General features: G+C 78.3%; 3 protein-coding genes and 1 pseudogene. All 4 read left to right on the top strand.

Going from position 1 to position 22,842, the window contains the following annotated elements; genetic code table 11:
• Nucleotides 1–164 precede the first annotated feature (164 nt).
• Entirely contained in the window at nt 165–8,768 is an 8,604-nt protein-coding gene (locus ACH4SE_RS16635) for a beta-ketoacyl synthase N-terminal-like domain-containing protein (protein ID WP_398544114.1), read from the top strand.
• A 13-nt stretch (nt 8,769–8,781) separates the two neighbouring features.
• Nucleotides 8,782–15,402: an SDR family NAD(P)-dependent oxidoreductase gene (locus ACH4SE_RS16630; RefSeq protein ID WP_398544113.1), complete on the top strand. Its 6,621-nt coding sequence runs from the start codon at nt 8,782–8,784 to the stop codon at nt 15,400–15,402.
• A gap of 136 nt (nt 15,403–15,538) precedes the next feature.
• Nucleotides 15,539–15,598: pseudogene (locus ACH4SE_RS16625) on the top strand (polyketide synthase docking domain-containing protein); the annotation flags it as partial.
• 30 nt (nt 15,599–15,628) lie between these two features.
• On the top strand, nt 15,629–22,842 hold a 7,214-nt coding region (locus ACH4SE_RS16620; RefSeq protein ID WP_398544542.1), incomplete at its 3' end, for a type I polyketide synthase.

Below are 22,842 nucleotides of genomic sequence, written 5' to 3'. Positions count from 1 at the left end.
ACGAGTGATGTCCATTTTGCCTGGCCGCTCGCGCGTAAACATCCGAATCACGGACGGCCGGCGACGGTTAGATCATCTTTAGGGGCCGCTCCGAGAATGAATGACGTTCCGGGCATGTCCTGCGCGCATGACAGGTGAATCCGCGATTCATGTATGGGGGTTTCATGGCCGGCCCACGCCCAGCCCTCGCACCGGCGGCGCCTCCGGTTTCCGCCGCCTCCCCCCCTCCCGCCGTAGCCCCCGAGCCCGTCGCGATCGTGGGAATGTCCTGCCGGCTGCCCGGTGCGCCCGGCCCCGAGGCCTACTGGGCCCTGCTGCGCGACGGCCGTGACGCGGTCGGGCCCGTACCGGGGTCCCGGCTGCCGGCGCCGCCCGGGGCGGCGCCCTGGCAGGCGGGGCTGCTGGACCGCGTCGACACCTTCGACGCCGCCTTCTTCGGCATCCCGCCGCGCGAGGCCGTCGCGACCGACCCGCAGCAGCGGCTGATGCTGGAACTCGCCTGGGAGGCCGCGGAGGACGCGGGCGTCGACCCCACGGCGCTCTCGGGCAGCCGCACCGCCGTCTACACCGGTGCGATCTGGGACGACTACGCCGCACTGCTGCGCGAGCACGGTACGGCCGGTCCCGGCGGCGCGGAACGGCACTCCATGGCGGGCCTCCAGCGCGGCATCATCGCCAACCGCGTGTCGCACCGGCTGGGCCTGCGCGGACCGAGCATGACGGTGGACGCGGCGCAGTCCTCGGGGCTCGTCGCGGTGCACCTGGCGTGCGAGAGCCTGCGCCGCGGGGAGGCCGACCTCGCCTTCGCGGGCGGCGTCAACCTCATCCTCGCGCCGGAGAGCATGCGGGCGGCCGAGGGGCAGTTCCGGGGCTTCGCCCCCGGCGGGCGGTGCCGCACGTTCGACGCGCGCGCAGACGGCTTCGTCCGCGGCGAGGGCGGCGGCATGGTGCTGCTCAAACCGCTGGCCGCCGCGCTCGCGGACGGCGACCCGGTCCTCTGCGTGATCGCGGGCAGCGCCGTCAACAACGACGGGGCGACCGACGGCCTGACCCGGCCCGATCCCGGCGCGCAGGAGGAGGTGCTGCGCGAGGCGTGGCGGCGTGCCGGGGTGCGGGCCGCCGATCTGCAGTACGTCGAGTTGCACGGCACCGGCACGCCCGTGGGCGACCCGGTGGAGGCCGCCGCCCTCGGTGCCGCGCTCGGCGGGCGCCCTGCGCGGGCACCGCTGCGGGTCGGCTCGGCGAAGACCAACCTCGGCCACCTGGAAGCCGCCGCGGGCATCGCGGGCCTGCTCAAGACGGCGCTGAGCATCCGCCACCGCCGCCTGCCGCCGAGCCTGCACTTCACCGCGCCCAACCCGGCGATCCCGCTGGACGAACTGGGCCTGCGGGTGCAGACGGCGTACGGGCCCTGGCCCGACGAGCGGCGCCCCCTCACGGCGGGGGTCAGCTCCTTCGGCATGGGCGGCACTAACTGCCACGTCGTCCTCACCGAGCCCCCGGCGCCCGCGGCACCTCCCCGGCGGGAGGCCAGGACCGCGCCGCCGGTCACCGCGTGGGTGGTGTCGGCGGCGACCCCGCAGGCGCTGCCCGGCCAGGCCGCCGCCCTGCGCCGGCACCTGGCGGAGCACCCGGGCACGCACCCGGTCGACGTCGGCCACGCGCTCGCGACGACCCGGACCGCCTTCCCGCACCGGGCCGTCGTCCTCGGCACGGACGAGGCCGGACTGCTCGGCCGGCTGGACGCGCTGGCCGCCGGCCAGGAGGCGGCGGGGCTCGTGACGGGCCGTGCGCGTGCGGGCGGCGTCGCCTTCCTCTTCGGCGGCCAGGGCAGCCAGCGTCCCGGCATGGGCGCCGGCCTGTCCGCCGCGCACCCCGTCTTCGGCGACGCGCTGCGCGAGGTGTGCGCCGCCCTGGACCCGCTGCTCGGCGTGCGGCTGCTCGACGTCATGAGCGCCGGGGCCGCGGCGCACCCGGCGGGCGGCTCGCCGCTGGACCGCACGGAATTCACGCAGCCGGCGCTCTTCGCGTTCGAGACCGCACTGTTCCGCCTGGTCGAGTCGTGGGGCGTCCGGCCGGACCACCTGCTGGGCCACTCGGTCGGCGAGATCACCGCGGCGCATGTGGCCGGGGTGCTGTCGCTGCGGGACGCGTGCGCGCTGGTCGCCGCGCGCGGACGGCTCCTGCAGTCCGTCACCGCGGACGGCGCGATGGCCGCGTGGCAGGCGACCCCCGAGGAGGCCCTCGACGCCCTCGCGGGGACCGGCGGGCGGGTCGGCCTCGCCGCCGTCAACGCGCCCTCGTCGGTCGTGGTCTCCGGCGACCGCGACGCGGTGGCGGCGGCGACCGCCGCCTGGCGGGACCGCGGCCGCAAGGCCACACCGCTCAAGGTGAGCCACGCCTTCCACTCCGCCCACCTGGACGGCGTCCTCGACGAGTTGCGCGAGGTCGCCGCGGGGCTGGATCCCGCGCCGCCCGCGATCCCCGTCATCTCCAACGTGACCGGCGCGCCCGCCACCGCCGAGCAGCTGCGCTCCCCCGGCTACTGGGCCGACCACGCCCGCCGGACCGTACTCTTCGGGGACGGCGTCCGGTACCTGTGCGACGCGGGCGTGGGCACCTTCCTCGAACTCGGCCCCGACGCCTCGCTCACCGGCATGGTGCGCGAGGTCGTCGCCTCGCGCGACGGCGACGGGCCCGCGCCCGCCGCCGTCGCCGTACTCCGCCGCGGGCGCCCCGAGGCGGAGGCCTTCGCCACGGCGATGGCCCAGGCGCACGTGCGGGGCGCCGATGTCGACTGGCGGGCCTGCTTCGCCCCGCACTCCCCGCGCCGGACGAGCCTTCCCACGTACGCGTTCCAGCGTGAGCGCCACTGGCCCGCCTCGGTGGCGGGCGCGTCCCCGGCTCCGGCGGCCCCGTCCGGTGCACCGCCGGAAGGCACCGGGCAGGCGGCGGGAACGCCCGGGGACGGCGGCGCGCCCGCCACAGGGACGTCCGGGAGCCGGGCGGACGGGGCACGGGACCAGAACGGCGGCGCGGGCGCCGGGGACACGGCCGCGGGCCATGCGCCCCGGGCGGACGCCGGGGCGCGGAACGGCACCTCCGGCGCGGACGGCTCCGGATCCCCGGCCGGTGACGTGCTGGGGCTCGTCCGGGCGCAGGCCGCGCTCGTGCTGGGGCACGACGGCCCCGGGCGGGTCGACCCCGAACTCACCTTCCGCGAGCTGGGCTTCGACTCGCTCGCCGCCACGGAGCTGGCCGAGCGGCTCACCGCGGCGACGGGCGGCACGGTGGCCGCGACCGCCACCTTCGACCACCCGACCCCCCGCGCCCTGGCGGCGTGGCTGCGCGCGGGACGTACCGGTCCGACGGACGCGGACACGGGGCACCGGCCGGTCGCCGGGGAGGCGGTGGCCGTCGTGGCGGTCCACTGCCGCTACCCGGGCGGCGCGGACTCCGGTGAGGCGCTGTGGCGGCTGGTGGACGAGGGCGCCGACGCGGTGGGCGACTTCCCCGCCGACCGGGGCTGGGACGTCGCCCAGGGCGACAGCGCCACGGACCGGGGCGGCTTCCTGGCGGACGCGGGCGACTTCGACGCGGAGTTCTTCGGCATCAGTCCGCGCGAGGCCCTGGCCATGGATCCGCAGCAGCGCATCCTCCTGGAGGTCTCCTGGGGCCTGCTGGAACGGGCCGGCATCGCGCCCGGTTCACTCGGCGGCAGCGCGACGGGCGTCTTCGTCGGCGCCACCACCGCCGACTACGGCCCCCGGCTGTACGAGGCCGCCCACGACATCGGCGGGCACCTGCTCACGGGGAGCACGCCGAGCGTCGCCTCGGGCCGGGTGGCGTACGCGCTGGGCCTCCAGGGCCCGGCCGTCACCGTCGACACCGCGTGCTCGTCCTCGCTGGTGGCCATCCACCTGGCCGCGCAGGCGCTGCGGCAGGGCGAGTGCGACCTCGCGCTCGCCGGCGGCGTGACGGTGATGGCCACTCCGGGGATGTTCGTGGAGTTCTCCCGGCAGGGCGGTGTCGCCCCTGACGGCCGCTGCAAGCCCTTCGCCGCCGCGGCCGACGGGACGGGGTGGAGCGAGGGCGCCGGGCTCGTCCTGCTGGAGCGGCTGTCGGACGCGCGGCGCAACGGCCACCAGGTCCTCGCCGTCATCCGGGGCTCGGCGGTGAACCAGGACGGCGCCAGCAACGGCCTGACCGCCCCCAACGGCCCCTCCCAGCAACGCGTCATCCGCCAGGCACTCGCAGCAGCAGACCTCGGCCCCGCCGACGTCGACGCCGTCGAGGCACACGGCACCGGCACCCGACTCGGCGACCCCATCGAGGCACAGGCGATCCTCGCCACCTACGGCCAGGACCGGCCGGACGAGCGCCCCCTGCTGCTCGGCTCGATCAAGTCCAACATCGGCCACACCCAGGCCGCCGCCGGAGTCGCCGGCGTCATCAAAATGGTCATGGCCATGCGCCACGGACGCCTCCCCGCAAGTCTCCATGTCGACGAACCGACACCCCACGTCGACTGGAACAGCGGCGCCGTGGAACTCCTCACCCACGCCGCCGACTGGCCCGACACCGGACGCCCCCGCCGCGCAGCCGTCTCCTCCTTCGGCATCTCCGGCACCAACGCCCACCTCGTCCTCGAACAGGGCGACCCGGAACCGGAACCCGCCCCCGCGGACCACGACACCGGCGACATCGTCCCCTGGGTCCTGTCCGCCCGCACCCCCGAAGCACTCCGCGCCCAGGCCGCCGGCCTCGCCGCGCACGCGGGCGGGGCGTACGCCCCCGCCGACATCGGCTGGTCGCTCGTCACGACGCGTTCGGCGGACCGCTGCCGGGCGGTGGTCTGGGGCGCCGACCGCGAGGAACTGCTCGCGGGGCTGCGGGCCGTCGCGGCCGGCCCCGTCCCCGAACCGCTGCCCGCCGCCACCGCGCAGGGCCCGGTCATGGTCTTCCCCGGGCAGGGCTCGCAGTGGCTCGGCATGGCCGTCGAACTCCTCGACACCTCACCGGTCTTCGCGGCCCGCATCGCCGAATGCGCCCGGGCGCTGGGCGACTTCACCGACTGGTCCCTCGTGGACGTGCTGCGCGGGGCCCCGGGCGCGGCCCAGGTGTCCCGGGTCGACGTCCTGCAGCCGTGCCTGTGGGCGGTGATGGTGTCGCTCGCCGCCGTGTGGGCCCACCACGGCGTACGGCCCGCGGCCGTCGTCGGCCACTCGCAGGGCGAGATCGCGGCGGCCTGCGTCGCCGGCGGCCTGTCGCTGCGGGACGGTGCCCGGGTCGTGGCACTGCGGTCGCGGGCGCTGCGCGCGCTCGCCGGGCAGGGCGCGATGGCCTCCCTCGCCCTCGACGGTACGCAGGCCGAGCGCCTCCTGGGGGACCTGGGGCCACGCGCCGCCCTGGTGACCGTGGCCGCCTTCAACGGGCCCGCCTCGACGGTCGTCTCCGGGCCGCCGGACCAGGTCGCGGCCGTCGTGGCGGCGTGCGAGGCCGCGGACGGCCGGGCGCGGACCATCGACGTCGACTACGCCTCGCACGGTCCGCAGGTCGAGACCCTCGCGGACACGATCCGCGCCGACCTCGCCGGGCTCCGCCCCGGCCCCTCGGGCCCGGCCTTCTACTCGTCCGTCACCGGCGCCGCGGAGCCGACGCAGACGCTGGACGCGGAGTACTGGTTCACCAACCTGCGCCGCCCGGTGCGCTTCACCGCGGCCGTCGAATCCCTGCTGGCCGCCGGGTACCGGGCGTTCATCGAGATCAGCCCGCACCCGGTGCTGCTGCCCGCGCTGCGCGAGTGCGTCGAGGAGGCGGACGTCGCGGCCGCCACGGTGCCGACCCTGCGCCGCGGCCAGGGCGGCCTGCGGCAGGTGGCCCGTGCGCTCGGGGACGCGTACGCGGCGGGGCTCGCGGTCGACTGGACCCGCTGGTTCGACGGAGACGGCACGGGCCGCGCGCGCACGGTCGAACTGCCGACGTACCCCTTCCGACGGCAGCGGTACTGGCTCACGCCCGGCCAGGGCCGCCGGACACCGCCCGGATCCGGTGCGGGCGCGCGGCCCACCGGGCACCCTCTGCTGACCTCGGCGGTCGAACTCGCCGACGGCGGCCTGGTGCTGAGCGGCCGGCTGCACGCCGGTACCGGTGGCGGCGCGTGGCTGGACGGCCACACGGTCGCGGGCGTCGGGCTCGTGCCCGGCGCGGCCCTGGTGGAATGGGCCCTGCTGGCCGCCGACCAGGCCGGCGGCGCGGCCCTGGAGGAGCTGCTGCTCCGCGCGCCGCTCGCACCCGGCGGGCCCGACGGTGCCGTCCTGGCACAGGCCGCCGTGACCGCTCCCGACGCGGCGGGCCGCCGGGCCCTGCGCGTCTCCTCCCGCCCGGCCGGCCGGTCCGGCGGCGACTGGACCCTGCACGCCGAAGGCTCGCTGGCCCCCTCCCCGCAGGCACCCGCCCCCGCACGCCCCGGGCCCGCCGCCGGCCTCCCCGCGCAGGCCCCGCCGGCCCCCTCCCCGCAGGCACCCGCCCCCGCGCGCCCCGAACCGTGGCCGCCGGCCGGTGCGCGTGGCCTGGACGTCGCCGCCGCGTACGAGCGGATCGGGCGGCGCGGTTACGGCTACGCTCCCGCGTTGCGGGCCGTCCGGGCGCTGTGGCGGGACGGCGCCGATCTCGTGGCGGAGGTCGAGCTGCCCGGAGCGGCCGGGCCCGAGGCGGACGGCTTCGCGCTCCACCCGGTGCTGCTGGACGCCGCGTTGCAGTGCCTCTTCCTGGCGGACGAGACGGAGGCCGGGGCCGACCGGCTGTGGCTCCCCTTCGCGTGGGGGCCCGTCCGGCTGCACGCGACCGGCGCCCGCGCGGCCCGGGCACGGCTCGCACCGCTCGCGGACGGCGAAGGCCCCCCGGACGAGCGGGAGTTCCGCCTCACCCTGACCGACCCGGCGGGAGCCCCGCTCCTCGACGTGTCCTCGCTGCTGCTCCGGCCGCGTACCGCGCGGAGCCTCCAGGACGCGGCCGGGGCGGCCGCAGGCGCCCTCTTCACGACGGAGTGGACACCGCTCCCGGCGCCCGCGCCCGACGGCCCGGCACAGACCGCGGAAGGGGTCGGCGTCCTCGGCGGGGGGAACGCCCCCGTGCTGCCCGCGGGCGGCTCACCTCCGGACACGACGCGCGCCGAGGCGGCTCCGCCGGCCGGTGCCCACGCGGACCTTCCCGCGCTCCTCGCCGCCGTCGACGCCGGAGCACCCGTGCCCGGCTTCCTCGTCTGGAGCGCCCCCACCGGCGGTGCGTCCGCCGGGGACGCGCGGGACGCGGTACGGGCCGCGGCCGCCGTCGTCGACGCGTGGGCCGCGGAGCCGCGGCTGGCCGCGAGCCGGCTCGTCGTGCTCACGCGCGGTGCGGTGGCGCCCGGTGACGATCCGGGCGCGGCGGCGGTCTGGGGGTACGTGTCGGCGCGTCAGGCTCTGCACCCCGACCGGCTGCTCCTGGCCGACGCGGACCAGGCCACCGAACCGGCGGCCGTCCCGCGCCTGCTGCCGCCCGCCGAGCCGCGGGTCGCGCTGCGCGCCGGGACGCCCCACGTCCCCCGCCTCGTCCGGTACACCGCCCCCGCGGCGCCCGGCCCCGCCTTCCCCCCGGGGAGCACCGTCCTCCTCGCGGGCACGGGGACCCCGGTCGCGGCGGCCGTGTCCGAGCACCTGTCCCGTACGGTGGGCGTCCGCCCGCTGCACCTGCGCTTCGCCGGCACCGCCGCGGCGGACGCGGGGGCCGGGGCCGCGCCCGGGGGCGGGGACACCCGGACCGCGACCGCCGCTCCGGGGGACGCCGCCGCCCTGGAGCGCGTCCTCGCCGCGGTCGACCCGGAGCACCCGCTCGCGGGCGTCGTCCACCTCGGCGGGTGGGACGCGGCCGCGGGGCTCGCGGCGCTGGACGAGGCCACCCGCGGGCTGCCCGGCGTACGGTTCGTGGCCCTCTGCGGCGAGGGCGGGGACGGGCCCGCGGCTCCCGAGCGGGCGGCCGCCGCCGCGTACGCCGAGGCCGTCGTCGCACGGCGGCGCCGGGCCGGGGCGGACGGGCTGGCCGTACGGGTCGGGCCGTGGGCGCTCGACGGCGGTGCGGGCGGGACGCCGTGGGCCGGGGTGCTCGGGGCGGCGCGCGGGCTGGCGCTGCTGGACGAGGCGTGCCGTACCGGCGCCGCCGCGCTGGTCGCGGCCGATCCGCGGACCGGCGGCGGGCGGCCGGTGCCGGCAGAGCTGCGGGCGCTGGCCGCCGGGGCGCCGGGCACGGTGCCGGTGCGCAGGGTCGCGGCCGCGCCGGAGCCGGAGGGCGGCGGCTGGGCGGGACGGCTCGCGGGGCTGGGGCCCGCCGAGCGGCACCACACCGTGCTGGGGCTGGTGCGCGCGCACGCCGCGGCCGTCCTCGGGCGGCCCGACGCGGGGGCGGTCCGCGCCGACGCGTCCTTCAAGGAGCTGGGCTTCGACTCGATGACCTCCGTCGAGCTGCGCAACCGCCTGGTCGAGGACAGCGGGCTGCGGCTGCCGGCCGCGGTCGTCTTCCGGCACCCGACGCCCGAGCGGCTGGCCCGGCTCCTGGAGGACCGGCTGGCGCCGGAGCAGCCACCGCAGGAACCCGCGCGGGAGAAGTCCCCGCCGCCGCCGGACGCGGCGGACCGGCTGGCGTCGGCGACCGCCGACGAGCTGCTGGCCTTCATCGACAACGAGCTCGGCGCCGCCCTCGAACCGCACTCCCCTCCGCACTCCTCCCGCTGAAGGCAGGTGACGCATGGCCAGCGAAGCGCAACTCGTCGAGTACCTGCGCCGGGTGACGACCGAGCTGCACGACGCCCGGACCCGGCTCCAGGAGCTGGAGCAGGGCCGGCACGAGCCGGTGGCCGTCGTCGGCATGGCGTGCCGCTTCCCCGGCGGGGTGCGCTCGCCGGAGGAGCTGCGGCGCTTCGTCCGCGCCGGCGGCGACGCGATCGGCGGCTTCCCCACCGACCGCGGCTGGCAGCTGGAGGGCCTCTACCACCCGGACCCGGCCCACTTCGGGACCAGTTACGTGACGCAGGGCGGCTTCCTGCACGACGTGGACCGCTTCGACGCGGGCTTCTTCGGCATCAGCCCCCGGGAGGCACTGGCGATGGACCCGCAGCAGCGGGTCGTCCTGGAGCTGGCGTGGGAGGCGCTGGAGCACGCCGGGATCGTGCCGGGGACGCTGCGCGGCGGCCGCACGGGGGTGTACGTGGGGGTGTCGAGCGAGGACTACGTCTCCGGAATGCCCCGGATCCCGGAGGGCTTCGAGGGCTTCGCGACGACGGGCAGCCTGACGAGCGTGATCTCCGGGCGCGTCGCCTACACCTTCGGTTTCGAGGGCCCGGCGGTGACCGTGGACACCGCGTGCTCGTCGTCGATGGTGGCGATCCACCTGGCCGGGCAGGCCCTGCGGCAGGGCGAGTGCTCGCTCGCGCTGGCGGGCGGGGTGACGGTGCTGTCGACGCCGCTGATGTTCACCGAGTTCTGCCGCCAGCGGGCGCTGTCGCCGGACGCGCGCTGCAAGCCCTTCGCGGCCGCGGCGGACGGCACGGGCTTCTCCGAGGGTTCGGGCCTGCTCGTGCTGGAGCGGCTGTCCGACGCGCGGCGCAACGGGCACGAGGTACTGGCGCTGCTGCGCGGCTCGGCGGTCAACCAGGACGGCGCCAGCAACGGCCTGACCGCGCCCAACGGCCTGGCGCAGGAGGACGTGATCCGGCGGGCGCTGGAGAGTGCGGGCCTGTCCGGGGCGGACGTCGACATGGTCGAGGCGCACGGCACGGGCACCCGGCTGGGCGACCCGATCGAGGCCGAGGCCCTCATCGCCACCTACGGGGTGGACCGGCCCGCGGAGCACCCGCTGTGGCTCGGCTCGATCAAGTCCAACATCGGCCACACGCACGCCTCCGCGGGCGTCGCGGGCACGATCAACACCGTCATGGCGCTGCGCGACGGCGCACTGGCGCCCACCCTGCACCTCGACGAACCGACCGACCACGTCGACTGGAGCGCCGGCACCGTCCGGCTGCTCACCGGACCGAGGCAGTGGCCGGACACCGGGCGGCCGCGCAGGGCCGCCGTGTCGGCGTTCGGCGTGTCCGGCACCAACGCCCACCTCGTCCTCGAACAGGCCCCGGACGGCGGCCCGCAGGACGCCGGAGGAGGAGCCGAACCCGGCGTTGTCCCCTGGCCGGTCTCGGGACGTACGCAGGAGGCGCTGCGGGCGCAGGCCGAACGGCTGCGCGCCTTCCTGGCCGGCGAGGGCGCGGCGAACGGCACCGCCGACACCGGGTGGTCGCTCGCGACGCGCCGGACGGCCTTCGAGCACCGGGCGGTCGTCGTGGGCGGCGACCGTGCGGCCCTGCTCGCGGGACTGGACGCGCTCGCGGAGGGCGTCCCCGACCCGGCTGTCGTCCGCGGTACGGCCGGGGGCACGGGTCCCGGCCCGGTGCTGGTCTTCCCCGGCCAGGGGTCGCAGTGGCTCGGCATGGGCGTTCAGCTCCTGGACGCCTCCCCCGTGTTCGCCGCCCGCGCCGCGGCCTGCGAGCGGGCCCTCGCGCCGTACGTCGACTGGTCGCTCTGCGCCGTGCTGCGCGGGGAGGGCGACGCCGCGGACCTGTCGCGGGTGGACGTCGTGCAGCCGGTGCTGTGGGCGGTGATGGTGTCGCTCGCGGCGGTCTGGGCGGAGTTCGGCGTGGTGCCCGCCGCCGTGGTGGGCCACTCGCAGGGCGAGATCGCGGCGGCCTGCGTCGCGGGATCGCTGAGCCTGGAGGACGGCGCGCGGGTGGTGGCGCTGCGGTCGCGGGCGCTGCGGTCGCTGGCCGGACTGGGCGCGATGGCGGCGCTGGGCTGCGGGGCGCCCGAAGCGGCGAAGCTGGCCGCCGAGCACGCCCCGCAGGTGGCGGTCGCGGCGGAGAACGGCCCGTCGTCCACGGTGGTGTCGGGTCCCCCCGGGCAGGTCGCGGACCTGGTCACGGCGGCCGCCGCGGCGGGGCTGCGGGCGCGGGTGATCGACGTCGACTACGCCTCGCACGGTCCGCAGGTGGACGCCGTCGCGGACGACCTGGCGGCCGCCCTGGCCGGGGTGGCCGGCGCCTCCTCCGACGTGGCCTTCTACTCGACCGTCACCGCGTCGCGCACCGACGGCTCCCGCCTCGACGCGGACTACTGGTTCGGCAACCTGCGGCAGCCCGTACGCCTCGCGGACACCGTGCAGGCGCTGCTCGCGGACGGCTACCGGGTGTTCATCGAGGCCAGCCCGCACCCGGTGCTGCTGCCGGCCCTCCAGGAGTGCTTCGAGGCGGCGGGCGTGCCCGCCGTCGCGACGGGCACGCTGCGCCGCGACGAGGGCGGGCCCGACCGGCTGTGCAGGGCGCTCGCCGAGGCGCACACCGCGGGCGCAGGGGTCGACTGGGCGCCCTGGTACGCGGCCGGCGGACGCACGCCGCGCGCGGTGCCGCTGCCGGCGTACGCCTTCCAGCGCGAGCGCTACTGGCTGCCTTCCGCCGTACCCGCCACCACGGGGGCGGGCACGGACGGGGGCGGGAGCGGGCACGCGCTGCTGCCGGTGTCCGTGCACACCGCGGACGGCGGGCTGCTGCTCGCGGGGCGGCTCGCGCCCGCCCCGCACGCCGGGTGGCTCGCGGAGCACGTGGTCGCCGGTCTGCCGCTGGTGCCCGGCGCGGTGCTGGTCGAGTGGCTGCTGCGGGCCGCCGACGAGGCGGGCTGCGGCGCCGTCGAGGAGCTGGCGCTCCAGGTGCCGCTGGTGCTGGCCGAGTCGGGCGGGCTGCTGGTCCAGGTCCTGGCCGGCAGCGCGGGGGACGACGGGCGGCGGGCGGTGCGCGTCTGCTCGCGGCCGGAGGGTGACGGGGACGGCGCCGCCGCGGCCTGGACCTGCCATGCGACGGGAACGCTGGCGCCCGCCGGACCCGGGCCGGTACCGGAGGGCCTGGACGGCGCCTGGCCGCCGCCGGGCGCGCGGCCCGTCGCCGTCGAGGACTTCTACGACCGTGCCGCGGCCGCCGGTTACGGCTACGGGGAGGCCTTCCGCGGGCTGCGGGCGGTGTGGCGGGACGGGGCGGACACGCTCGCGGACGTGGTGCTCCCGGAGGGCGCCGCCGAGCAGGCGGGCGGCTTCGGCGTCCACCCCGCGCTGCTCGACGCCGCGATGCAGCCGCTCCTGCTCGGCTCCCCCGCGGAAGACGGCACGGTGCTGCTGCCCTTCGCGTGGAGCGGGGTACGGCTGTGGGCGGACGGCGCCACGCGGGTCCGGGTGCGGGTGTCGCCGCGACCGGAGGGCCTGCGGGTCCTGGTCGCCGACGCCGCGGGCGCGCCGGTGCTGACCGCGGACGCGGTGGCGCTGCGCGAGACCGGCGCCGGGCAGCTGCGCGCCGCGAGCCGCGCCGCCGGTACGGACGGGCTGCTCGCCGTGCGGTGGGCGCCGCTGCCGGAGGTCACGGAGGCCGGGCCGCTGCGGCTCGCGGTGCTGGGCGACGCCCTGCCGGAGCTGGCCGGGGCCGAGCGGCACACCGATCTGAGCGCCCTGGCCGCGGCGGTGGACGCCGGGGCGGCGGCTCCCGACGTCGTCCTCGCCGGGGTGCCCGCGGGGGCCGCGGAGGAGCCGGGCGGCGAGACCGGCGCCGGGCGGGGTCTGGCGGTCGCGGACGAGGCGCTGGCGCTGGCTCAGGAGTGGCTGGCGGGTGAGGCGTTCGAAGGGCCGCGGCTGGCGTGGGTGACGCGCCGCGCCGTCGCGGCCGGCCGCGCGGACGGAGCGGTGGACCCGGCGGCCGCCGCGGTGTGGGGGCTCGTGCGCAGCGCGCAGACGGAGCACCCCGGCCGCTTCCTGCTGGTCGACCTGCCGGGCACGGAGTCCGGCGCGCCGCTGGGGGAGGTCCTCGGGGCGGCGGTACGGGCCGGTGAGCCGCAGATCGCCGTACGGGCGGGGCGGGCCCTCGTACCGCGGCTGGAACCTGCGGGGGACGGCGCCGACCTGGCGGCTCCGGCCGGTGCGCCCGCGTGGCGGGTGGTGGCGGGGCGGACCGGGCCGGACGACCTGTCGGCGGCGCCGGACCCGCGGGCCCGCGCGCCGCTCGCGGCCGGGCAGGTGCGGGTCGCCGTGCGGGCGGCGGGCCTCAACTTCCGTGACGCGCTGATCGCCCTCGGCATGTACCCCGACCCGGCGGCGACGCTGGGCATCGAGGGCGCGGGCGTCGTGCTGGAGGCCGCGCCGGACGTGGCGTCGCCGGCGCCGGGAGACCGGGTGATGGGCCTGTTCGACGACGCCTTCGGCCCGGTCGCCGTCGCGGACGCCCGGATGCTCGCGCCCGTACCTCCTGGCTGGGACTTCCGCGCCGCGGCCGCGAGCCCGGTGGCGTACCTCACCGCGTGGTACGGCCTGGTGGAGCTGGGCGGGCTCGGCGCGGGCGAGCGGGTGCTGATCCACAGCGCGACCGGAGGCGTCGGGACGGCCGCCGTCCGCATCGCGCGCCACCTGGGCGCGGAGGTCTTCGCGACGGCGAGCCCCGCCAAGCACGGGGTGCTCGACGCGATGGGGATCGACGCGTCCCACCGGGCGTCGTCACGGGACACGGACTTCGAGGAGGCGTTCGGCTCCGCGACCGGCGGGCGGGGGGTCGACGTGGTCCTCAACAGCCTCGCGGGCGAGCTGACCGACGCCTCGCTCCGGCTGCTCTCGCCCGGCGGCCGGCTCGTCGAGATGGGCAAGACGGACCTGCGCGACCCCGAGCTGGTGGCGCTCCAGCACAGCGTGGAATACCGCGCGTTCGACCTCGTGGCGGACGCCGGGCCGGAGTGCGTCGCGGCGATGCTGGCCCGCCTGGGCGAGCTGTTCGCGGCCGGCACGCTGGCCCCGCCGCCCGTCACGCCGTACCGGCTCGGCCGGATCCGGCATGCGCTGCGCGAGCTGACCGGGGCCCGGCACACCGGCAAGCTCGTCCTGGACGTGCCGCCCCCGCTCGACCCGGAGGGCACCGTGCTGGTCACCGGCGGCACCGGCACACTGGGCGGCCTGGTGGCCGAGCACCTGGTGCGCGCCCACGGCGTACGGCACCTGCTGCTGCTCGGCAGGTCCGGGCCCGCGGCGCCCGGCGCCGGCGAGCTGGCGGACCGGCTGACCGCGCTGGGCGCCCGGGTCCGGGTGGCCGCGGCGGACGCGGGCGACGCGGGGGCGCTGCGGGAGGCCGTCGCGGGCATCGACCCGGCGCATCCGCTCACCGGCGTCGTGCACGCGGCGGGCGCGGTGTCCGACGCGACGCTGGCCTCGCAGGACCCGGCGCGGCTCGCCGAGGTGTGGTCCGCGAAGGCCGCGGGCGCGGCGCATCTGCACGCCCTCACGGAGGGGCTGCCGCTGGGGATGTTCGTCCTCTTCTCCTCCTTCGCCTCGGTGCTCGGCACCCCGGGGCAGGCCAACTACTCGGCCGCCAACGCCTTCTGCGACGCCCTCGCCGAGCGCCGGCAGGCCGCGGGCCTGCCCGCGGTGTCGGTCGGGTGGGGCCTGTGGGCCGCCGCGAGCGGCCTCACCGGGCGGCTCACCGACTCCGACGTGGCGCGCATCGCCCGGCAGGGCATCGCGCCCAACAACGCCGAGCAGGGGTGCGCGCTCTTCGACGCGGCGCTCGCGCACGGCAGTCCGGCGCTGCTCGCCCTCCGGCTGGACTCCGCCGCGCTCGCCGCCCAGCCGGGCGCCGCGCTGCCGCCGCCGCTGCGCGCGCTCGCGGCCGCCGCGCGGGCCGGGTCCGCCGGTGCCGCCGCGGCACGCCCCGCCGCGGCGGCCGAGCAGGCGCCGGTGGACTGGCCCGCCCGGCTGGCCGGGCTCGCCGCGGGCGAGCAGCGGCGGCTGCTGACCGACCTGGTGCGGCGTCACGCGGCCACGGTGCTGGGGCACTCCGACCCGGCGGCGGTGCCCGCGGAGGCGGCGTTCAAGGAGCTGGGCTTCGACTCGCTCACCGCCGTGGAACTGCGCAACCGGGTCACCGCGGCGACCGGTGCGCGGCTGCCCGCGACCGTCGTCTTCGACCACCCGGCCGCCGAGGCGCTGGCCGAGCACCTGCGCACCCTCCTCGCGCCGGACGGCGCCCCGGATGCCGGGCCGCGCGACGCCTACGCGCCCGTCCTCGGCAGCCTCGCCGATCTCGAACGGGCGCTGGAGGCGGCGGCCGGTGACCCTCCCCCGGACGGCACGGAGACCGAGGGCGGAGGGCCGGACCGGATCACCCGGCGGCTGGAGGCGCTCCTCGCACGGTGGAAGGCCGGGAACGGCGCGGGGGCGAACGGCGCGCGCGCCGCGGAACGGCTGCACGACGCGACGGCCGACCAGGTCTTCGACTTCATCGACAAGGAACTCGGGCTCTCGTGAGCCCGGTCTCGCCCCGCGGCCCGGCACGGGGCGCCCCCGCGGGGGCCGTTCGCACCCCCGTACGGCCCCCGGCACCCCGACACTCCCCGGCGACAACCCCGCCAACTCCCGGCATCGGAAGGTGCGGTGACACGACGTGACCACTGAGGCCACGCACGAGCGGCTGGTCGACTACCTCAAGCGGGTCGCCGCCGACCTGCACGACACCCGGGCACGTCTGCGCGAGGTGGAGGACGCCCGGCACGAACCGGTCGCCGTCGTCTCCATGGCCTGCCGCTACCCCGGCGGGATCGAGTCACCCGAGGACCTGTGGGAACTCGTCGCGTCCGGCCGGCACGCGATGACCGCCTTCCCCGCCGACCGCGGCTGGGACCTGGACCGCCTCTTCCACCCCGACCCCGCCCACCCGGGCACCAGTTACGCCCGCGAGGGCGGCTTCCTGCACGGCGCGGCGCTCTTCGACCCGGAGTTCTTCGGCATCAGCCCGCGCGAGGCCGCGGCGATCGACCCGCAGCAGCGGCTGCTGCTGGAGGTCGCCTGGGAGGCGCTGGAGCGCGCGGGCATCCCCGCGGTGTCGCTGCGCGGGGCTCCCGTGGGGGTGTACGCGGGCACGGCCCTCCCCGGCTTCGGCACCCCGCACGTCGACCCGGCGGCCGAAGGCCACCTGGTCACCGGCAACGCGCCCAGCGTGCTGTCCGGCCGGATCGCCTACACCCTGGGCCTGGAGGGCCCGGCCGTCACCGTCGACACGGCGTGCTCGTCCTCACTGGTGGCGCTGCACCTGGCGGCGCAGGCGCTGCGCGGCGGTGAGTGCGACCTGGCGCTCGCGGGCGGCGTGACGGTGATGACGACGCCCTACGTCTTCACCGAGTTCGCACGGCAGCGCGGACTCGCCGCGGACAGCCGCTGCAAGGCCTTCGCCGAGGGTGCCGACGGCACGGTCTTCGGCGAGGGTGCGGGTCTGCTGGTGCTGGAGCGGCTGTCGGACGCCCGGCGCAACGGCCACCGCGTGCTCGCGGTGCTGCGCGGCTCGGCGGTCAACCAGGACGGAGCCAGCAACGGCCTGACCGCCCCCAACGGCCTCGCGCAGCAGCGCGTCATCCGCCAGGCCCTCGCCAACGCCCGCCTGACCCCCGCCGACGTCGACGCGGTCGAGGCGCACGGCACCGGCACCGCCCTCGGCGACCCGATCGAGGCGCAGGCGCTGCTGGCGACGTACGGCCAGGACCGCCCGGCCGGCCGGCCGCTGCTGCTCGGCGCGATCAAGCCGAACATCGGCCACACGCAGGGGGCGGCGGGCGTCGCGGGCGTCATCAAGATGGTCATGGCGATGCGCCACGCCACCCTGCCCGCCCTGCTGCACGCTGACCGCCCCACTCCGGTCGTCGACTGGACGGCGGGCGCGGTACGCCTGCCGGACGGCCCCGTCCCCTGGCCCGCGGGCGACCGCCGCCGCCGGGCCGGGGTGTCGTCCTTCGGCATCAGCGGCACGAACGCCCACCTGATCCTCGAGGACGCGCCCGCGGACCCGGTGGACGCCGCGGCCGCGGACCCCGCCGGCCCCGCGGGCGGTGACGGCGCGGGCCACGCAGCCGCGTCCGGCGCCGACACCACGGCGGCCGCGGGCAGCGCCGTGCCCTGGGTGGTGTCCGCGCGCAGTGCGGGGAGCCTGCGGGCGCAGGCCGCGGCGCTCGGCGTGTACGCCGCGGCGCGTCCGGACGTGCCGGCCGACGCGATCGGGCGGGCGCTCGCCGCCGGGCGCTCGCCACTGGAGCACCGTGCGGTCGTGCTGGGCGGGGACCGCGCCGAGCTTGAGGCGCGGCTCGCGGACCTCGCCGCGGGACGGGCGCACCCCGGGGTGTGCGTGCCGGGCGGCGCGGTCCGCCGGGCGGGCTGCGCCTTCCTCTTCACCGGGCAGGGCAGCCAGCGTCCGGGGGCGGGGCGTGAACTGCACGCCGCCTACCCGGTCTTCGCCGCAGCCTTCGACGAGGCCTGCGCCCGTCTGGACCCGCTGCTCGGGCGGTCGCTGCGGGAGCTGGTCTTCGCGCCGCCCGGCGGGGCGCAGGCCGCGGCGCTGGACCGCACCGAATTCACGCAGGCCGCGCTGTTCGCCGTCGAGGTCGCGCTGCACCGGCTGGTGGAGTCCTTCGGGGTGGTGCCCGGATACGTCGTGGGCCACTCGGTGGGCGGGCTGGTGGCCGCGCACGTCGCGGGGGTGCTGTCGCTGCCGGACGCGGCGCGGCTGGTCGCGGCCCGGGGGCGGCTGATGCAGGCACTGCCCGGGGGCGGCGCCATGGTCGCCGTCGAGGCCGCCGAGGAGGACGTGGCCGCGCTGCTCGCCGGTCGCGAGGACCAGGTGTCGCTGGCGGCCGTCAACGGGCCCCGGGCGGTGGTGGTCTCGGGCGGCGAGGCAGCCGTCGCCGACGTCGCCGAGACGATGCGCGGCCGCGGGGCGCGCATCCGGCGGCTGCGCGTCGGCCACGCCTTCCACTCGCCCCGCATCGAGCCCGTCCTCGACGACTTCCGGGAAATCGCGAGCGGATTGACGTACTCCCCGCCGCGTATCGCCGTCGTCTCCGACGTCACCGGCGGCCTCGCGGACGCCGCGCAGCTGTGCGACCCGGAGTACTGGGTGCGGCACGCGCGGCAGCCGGTGCGCTTCCGGGACGCCGTCGCGGCGCTGCGCGCGGAGGGCGTGGCGCGCTTCCTCGAACTGGGCCCCGACCCCGTGCTGTGCGCCATGGCGCGCGGCTGCCTGGCCGAGGAGGAGCCGCCCGGTGAGCCCGCGGTGCTGGCCGGGGCGCTCCGCGAGGGCCGTGACGAGCCGCGTACGCTGCTCACCGCGCTGGCCCGGCTGCACGCGGACGGCGAGAGCGTCGACTTCGGCGCCGCCTTCCCCGCCGGGAGCGCGGCCGCCGACCTGCCCACGTACCGCTTCGACCGCCGCCGCTACTGGCCTGCCGCCGTCGGCCGCGAGGCCGACGTGCGGGCGGCGGGGCTGGAGAGCGGCGGTCATCCGCTGCTCGGGGCCGTCGTCGAGCCGGCGGGCGGCGGCCTGCTGCTGACCGGCCGGCTGGCGCTGCGCGACCGGCCCTGGCTCGCCGACCACGCGATCGTCGGACATGTGCCGCTGCCCGGCACGCTCTTCGTCGAACTCGCCCTGCACGCGGGCGTCCTGGCCGGCTGCCCGGAGGTCGAGAACCTGACGTTGGAGGCGCCACTGCTGATGCCCGCCGCCGGCGGGGTCGAGCTGCAGGTGGCCGTGGCCGCCGGTGACGGGTCCGGGCGCCGCGCGCTCACCGTCCACTCCCGCCCGGCCGCGGACGGCCCGCAGGACGCCGGCCCGGAGGCCTCCCGCCCCTGGCAGCAGCACGCGACGGGCACCCTCGCCCCGGCGGGTGACCCCCCGCCCGCCGCCGGACGGCCCGGGCAGTGGCCGCCGCCGGACGCGCGGGCGGTCGACGTCGCCGCCCTGTACGAGCGGCTGGCGGACGACGGCTACCGCTACGGCCCCGCCTTCACCGGGCTGCGCGCGGCCTGGCGGGCGGGCGACGAGATCTTCGCCGAACTCGCCCTCGGCGAGGGGCAGCGCGCCGAGAGCACGAGCTGGGCGCTGCATCCCGCGCTGCTGGACGCCGCCCTGCACCCGATCGGCGACCTCTTCACCGCCGCGCACCAGGCGGGCGGCGCACCCGGCACCGTCCGTCTGCCCTTCGCCTTCGACGGGGTCCGGCTGACCGCCCGCGGCCGCTCCCGGCTGCTGGCGCGCATCACCCCGACGGGCCCGGACACGGTGGCGCTGCGGCTGTGCGACGACTCCGGCGCCGAAGTCGCCGCCGTCGACACCCTGACGCTGCGCACCGTCGCCGCCGACCGCTGGCGCGCCACGGCGGGAGCCGCGGAACGCTCCCTGTACCGCCTGGAGTGGGAACCCCTGCCGCCGTCCGCCGGTCAGCCGCGACCGGCCGGGCGCTGGGCGGTCGTCACCGCCGACGCGGCGGTGACCGCCCCCGCGAGCGGCGCCCTTCCCGGCCCCGGAGGCGCGGACTCCGCCGTCCGCCCCGCCACGGATGACGACCGCACCGGCCCGTACGGCCCCGCAGCCGCGGGCGCCGGCGGCGATCCACGGACCGGCCTGCCCGGCGCCGACCCCACCGCGCGGCTCACGGGCGACGCTCCCGTACGGCACCGCGGCCTCGCCGGCCTGCGGGACGCGCTCGCCGGCGGGGAGGCGGCCCCGGACGTGCTCGTGCTCTCCGTCGCCGGGGAGTCCGGCGCCGAGGCGCCCGCGCGGGCGCGCGGCGCGGTGCTCGCGGTGCTCGCACCGCTCCAGGAGTGGCTGGCGGAGGACGCGTTCGCCGGCACCCGGCTGGTGGTCCTCACCGCGGGCGCGGTCTCCGCGGAGCCGGAGGACGGCCCGCCCGACCCCGCGGGGGCCGCGGTCTGGGGGCTGCTGCGGGCGGCACAGGCCGAGCACCCCGGGCGGATCCTCCTCGCGGACGTGGGTGCCGGGGGCTCCACCTGGGACGCGCTCAGGGCCGCGGAGGCCGGCGACGAATCACAGGTCGCCCTCCGCGGCGGCCGCCTGTCCGTCCCGCGGCTGGTCCCCGCGCCGCCCGGCGCGGAACCGGTGGTGGCGGCGCCCGATCCCCACGGCACCGTCCTCGTCACCGGCGGCACCGGCGCGCTCGGACGGCTGGTCGCCCGGCACCTGGTCGAGAGGCACGGCGTCCGGCACCTCCTGCTGGCCGGCCGCAGCGGCCCGGACGCCGAGGGCATCACCGCCTTCGCCGCCGGGCTGGCCGCCGACGTCCGGGTGGAGCGGTGCGACGTCACCGAACCGCGGGCGCTGGCCGCACTGCTCGCGGGCGTGCCCGCGGAACACCCGCTCACCGCCGTGGTGCACGCCGCGGGTGTCCTCGACGACGGGGTGGTGGGCGCACTGACCCCCGCCCAGCTCGACGCCGTCATGGCCCCCAAGGCGGAGGCCGCCTGGCACCTGCACCGGCTCACTCGCGACGCGGGCCTCGCCGCCTTCGTCCTCTTCTCCTCGGCGGCCTCGGTCCTGGGCAGCCCGGGGCAGGGCAACTACGGTGCCGCGAACGGCTTCCTCAACGCGCTCGCCGAGGACATCCGGGCCGCGGGCGGCACCGCGACGGCCCTGGCCTGGGGACTGTGGGGCGACGGCGCGGGCATGACCGGGCACCTCGCCACCGCCGACCTGGCCCGGATGGCCCGCTCCGGCACCGCGGCGCTGTCGCAGGAGCAGGGCCTCGCCCTCTTCGACGCCGCGCTCGGGCAGCCGCACCCCGTGCTCGTCCCGGCCCGCTTCGACCTCGCCGTGCTCCGCGGGCAGGCCGCCGCGGGCCCGCTGCCACCGCTGCTGCGCCGCCTCGTCCGCTCCGCCGCGCCCCGCGCGTCCGCCGGTGCCCCGGCCGCCGCTTCGGCGGAACGGCTGGCGGCGCTGCCCCCGGCGGAGCGCGAACGGGTCCTGACCGAGCTGGTCCGCGACCAGCTCGCCACCGTCCTGGCCCACCCCGACCCCGCCTCCGTCGAGCTGGGCCGGCCCTTCCAGCACCTGGGCCTGGACTCGCTGACCGCGCTGGAGCTGCGCAACGCGGTGACCGCCGCGACCGGTGTCCGGCTGGCCGCCACGGCCGTCTTCGACTACCCGACGCCCGAGGCCCTCGTACGCCACCTGCTGACCCGGCTCCCGGGCACCGGCGCCGGGCCGGCTGTCCCCGCCGCCGCCACCGCGGCCCGCACGGACTCCGACCCCGTCGTGATCGTCGGCATGGCCTGCCACTACCCGGGCGACGTCCACTCCCCCGACGCCCTGTGGCAACTGGTCGCCGACGGGGTGGACGCGGCGGGCCCCTTCCCGACCGACCGCGGCTGGGACCTCGCGGCGCTGTACGACCCGGATCCGGACCAGCCGGGCCGCAGCTACGCCCGCGAGGGCGGCTTCCTGCGCGAAGCCGCGCTGTTCGACGCGGAGTTCTTCGGGATCAGCCCGCGCGAGGCGCTCGCCACCGACCCGCAGCAGCGGCTGCTGCTGGAGACCGCGTGGCAGGCCTTCGAGCACGCCCGCATCGACCCCGCGACGCTGCGCGGCAGCCGCACCGCCGTCGTCACCGGGATCATGTACGACGACTACGGCGCCCGCTTCCTCGGCCGCATCCCGGCGGGCTACGAAGGCCAGATCATGACCGGCAGCACGCCGAGCGTGGCCTCCGGGCGGCTCGCCTACACCTTCGGCCTGGAGGGGCCGACCCTCACCGTCGACACCGCGTGCTCGTCCTCGCTGGTGGCCATGCACCTGGCCGCGCAGGCCCTGCGGCAGGGCGAGTGCGACCTCGCGCTCGCGGGCGGCGCCACCGTGATGGCGACACCGAACACCTTCGTGGAGTTCTCCCGGCAGCGCGGGCTCGCCCCCGACGGCCGCTGCAAGCCCTTCGCCGCCGCAGCCGACGGCACAGGATGGGGCGAGGGCGCGGGCCTGCTGGTGCTGGAGCGGCTGTCGGACGCGCGGCGCAACGGCCACCGCGTGCTCGCGGTGCTGCGCGGCTCCGCGGTCAACCAGGACGGCGCCAGCAACGGCCTGACCGCCCCCAACGGCCCCTCCCAGCAACGCGTCATCCGGCAGGCGCTCGCCAACGCCGGGCTCTCCCCCGCCGACGTCGACGCCGTCGAGGCACACGGCACCGGCACCAGGCTCGGCGACCCCATCGAGGCCGAAGCCCTGCACGCCACCTACGGGCAGGACCGGCCGGACGAGCGCCCCTTGCTGCTCGGCTCGGTCAAGTCCAACATCGGCCACACCCAGGCCGCCGCCGGAGTCGCCGGCGTCATCAAAATGGTCATGGCCATGCGCCACGGACGCCTCCCCGCCAGCCTCCACATCGACGCCCCCAGCCCGCACGTCGAGTGGACCGGCGGCGTCGAACTCCTCACCCGCGCCACCGACTGGCCCGACACCGGACGCCCCCGCCGCGCGGCCGTCTCCTCCTTCGGCATCTCCGGCACCAACGCCCACCTCGTCCTCGAACAGGGCGACCCGGAACCGGAACCCGCCCCCGCGGACCACGACACCGGCGACATCGTCCCCTGGCTCCTGTCCGCCCGCACCCCCGAAGCCCTCCGCGCCCAGGCCGCCAACCTCGCCGCCCGCTTCCCCGTCGACGACGTGGCCCGGGTGGGCTGGTCGCTGGCGACGACCCGTACGGCCTTCGACCACCGTGCGGCCGTCGTCGCGCAGGACCCCGCCTCACTGCTCGCGGGCCTGGAGAAACTGGCCGCCGGAAAGCCCGACCCCGCCGTCGTCACCGGGAAGGCCGTGCCGACCGGTGCCGGTCCGGTGTTCGTCTTTCCCGGCCAGGGATCGCAGTGGCCGGGCATGGGCGTGGACCTCCTGGACGGCTCACCGGTCTTCGCCGCCCG

The organism is Streptomyces sp. NPDC020983 (assembly GCF_044333485.1).
In the GTDB taxonomy this organism is placed as follows: domain Bacteria; phylum Actinomycetota; class Actinomycetes; order Streptomycetales; family Streptomycetaceae; genus Actinacidiphila.
The sequence above is the reverse complement of the archived record's forward strand: the minus strand, read 5'-3'. Positions and strand labels throughout refer to the sequence as shown.

Coding starts and splice junctions, on each gene's coding strand:
- ACH4SE_RS16635 (WP_398544114.1), top strand. CDS start 165: ATGGCCGGCCCACGCCCAGCCCTCGCACCGGCGGCGCCTCCGGTTTCC.
- ACH4SE_RS16630 (WP_398544113.1), top strand. CDS start 8,782: ATGGCCAGCGAAGCGCAACTCGTCGAGTACCTGCGCCGGGTGACGACC.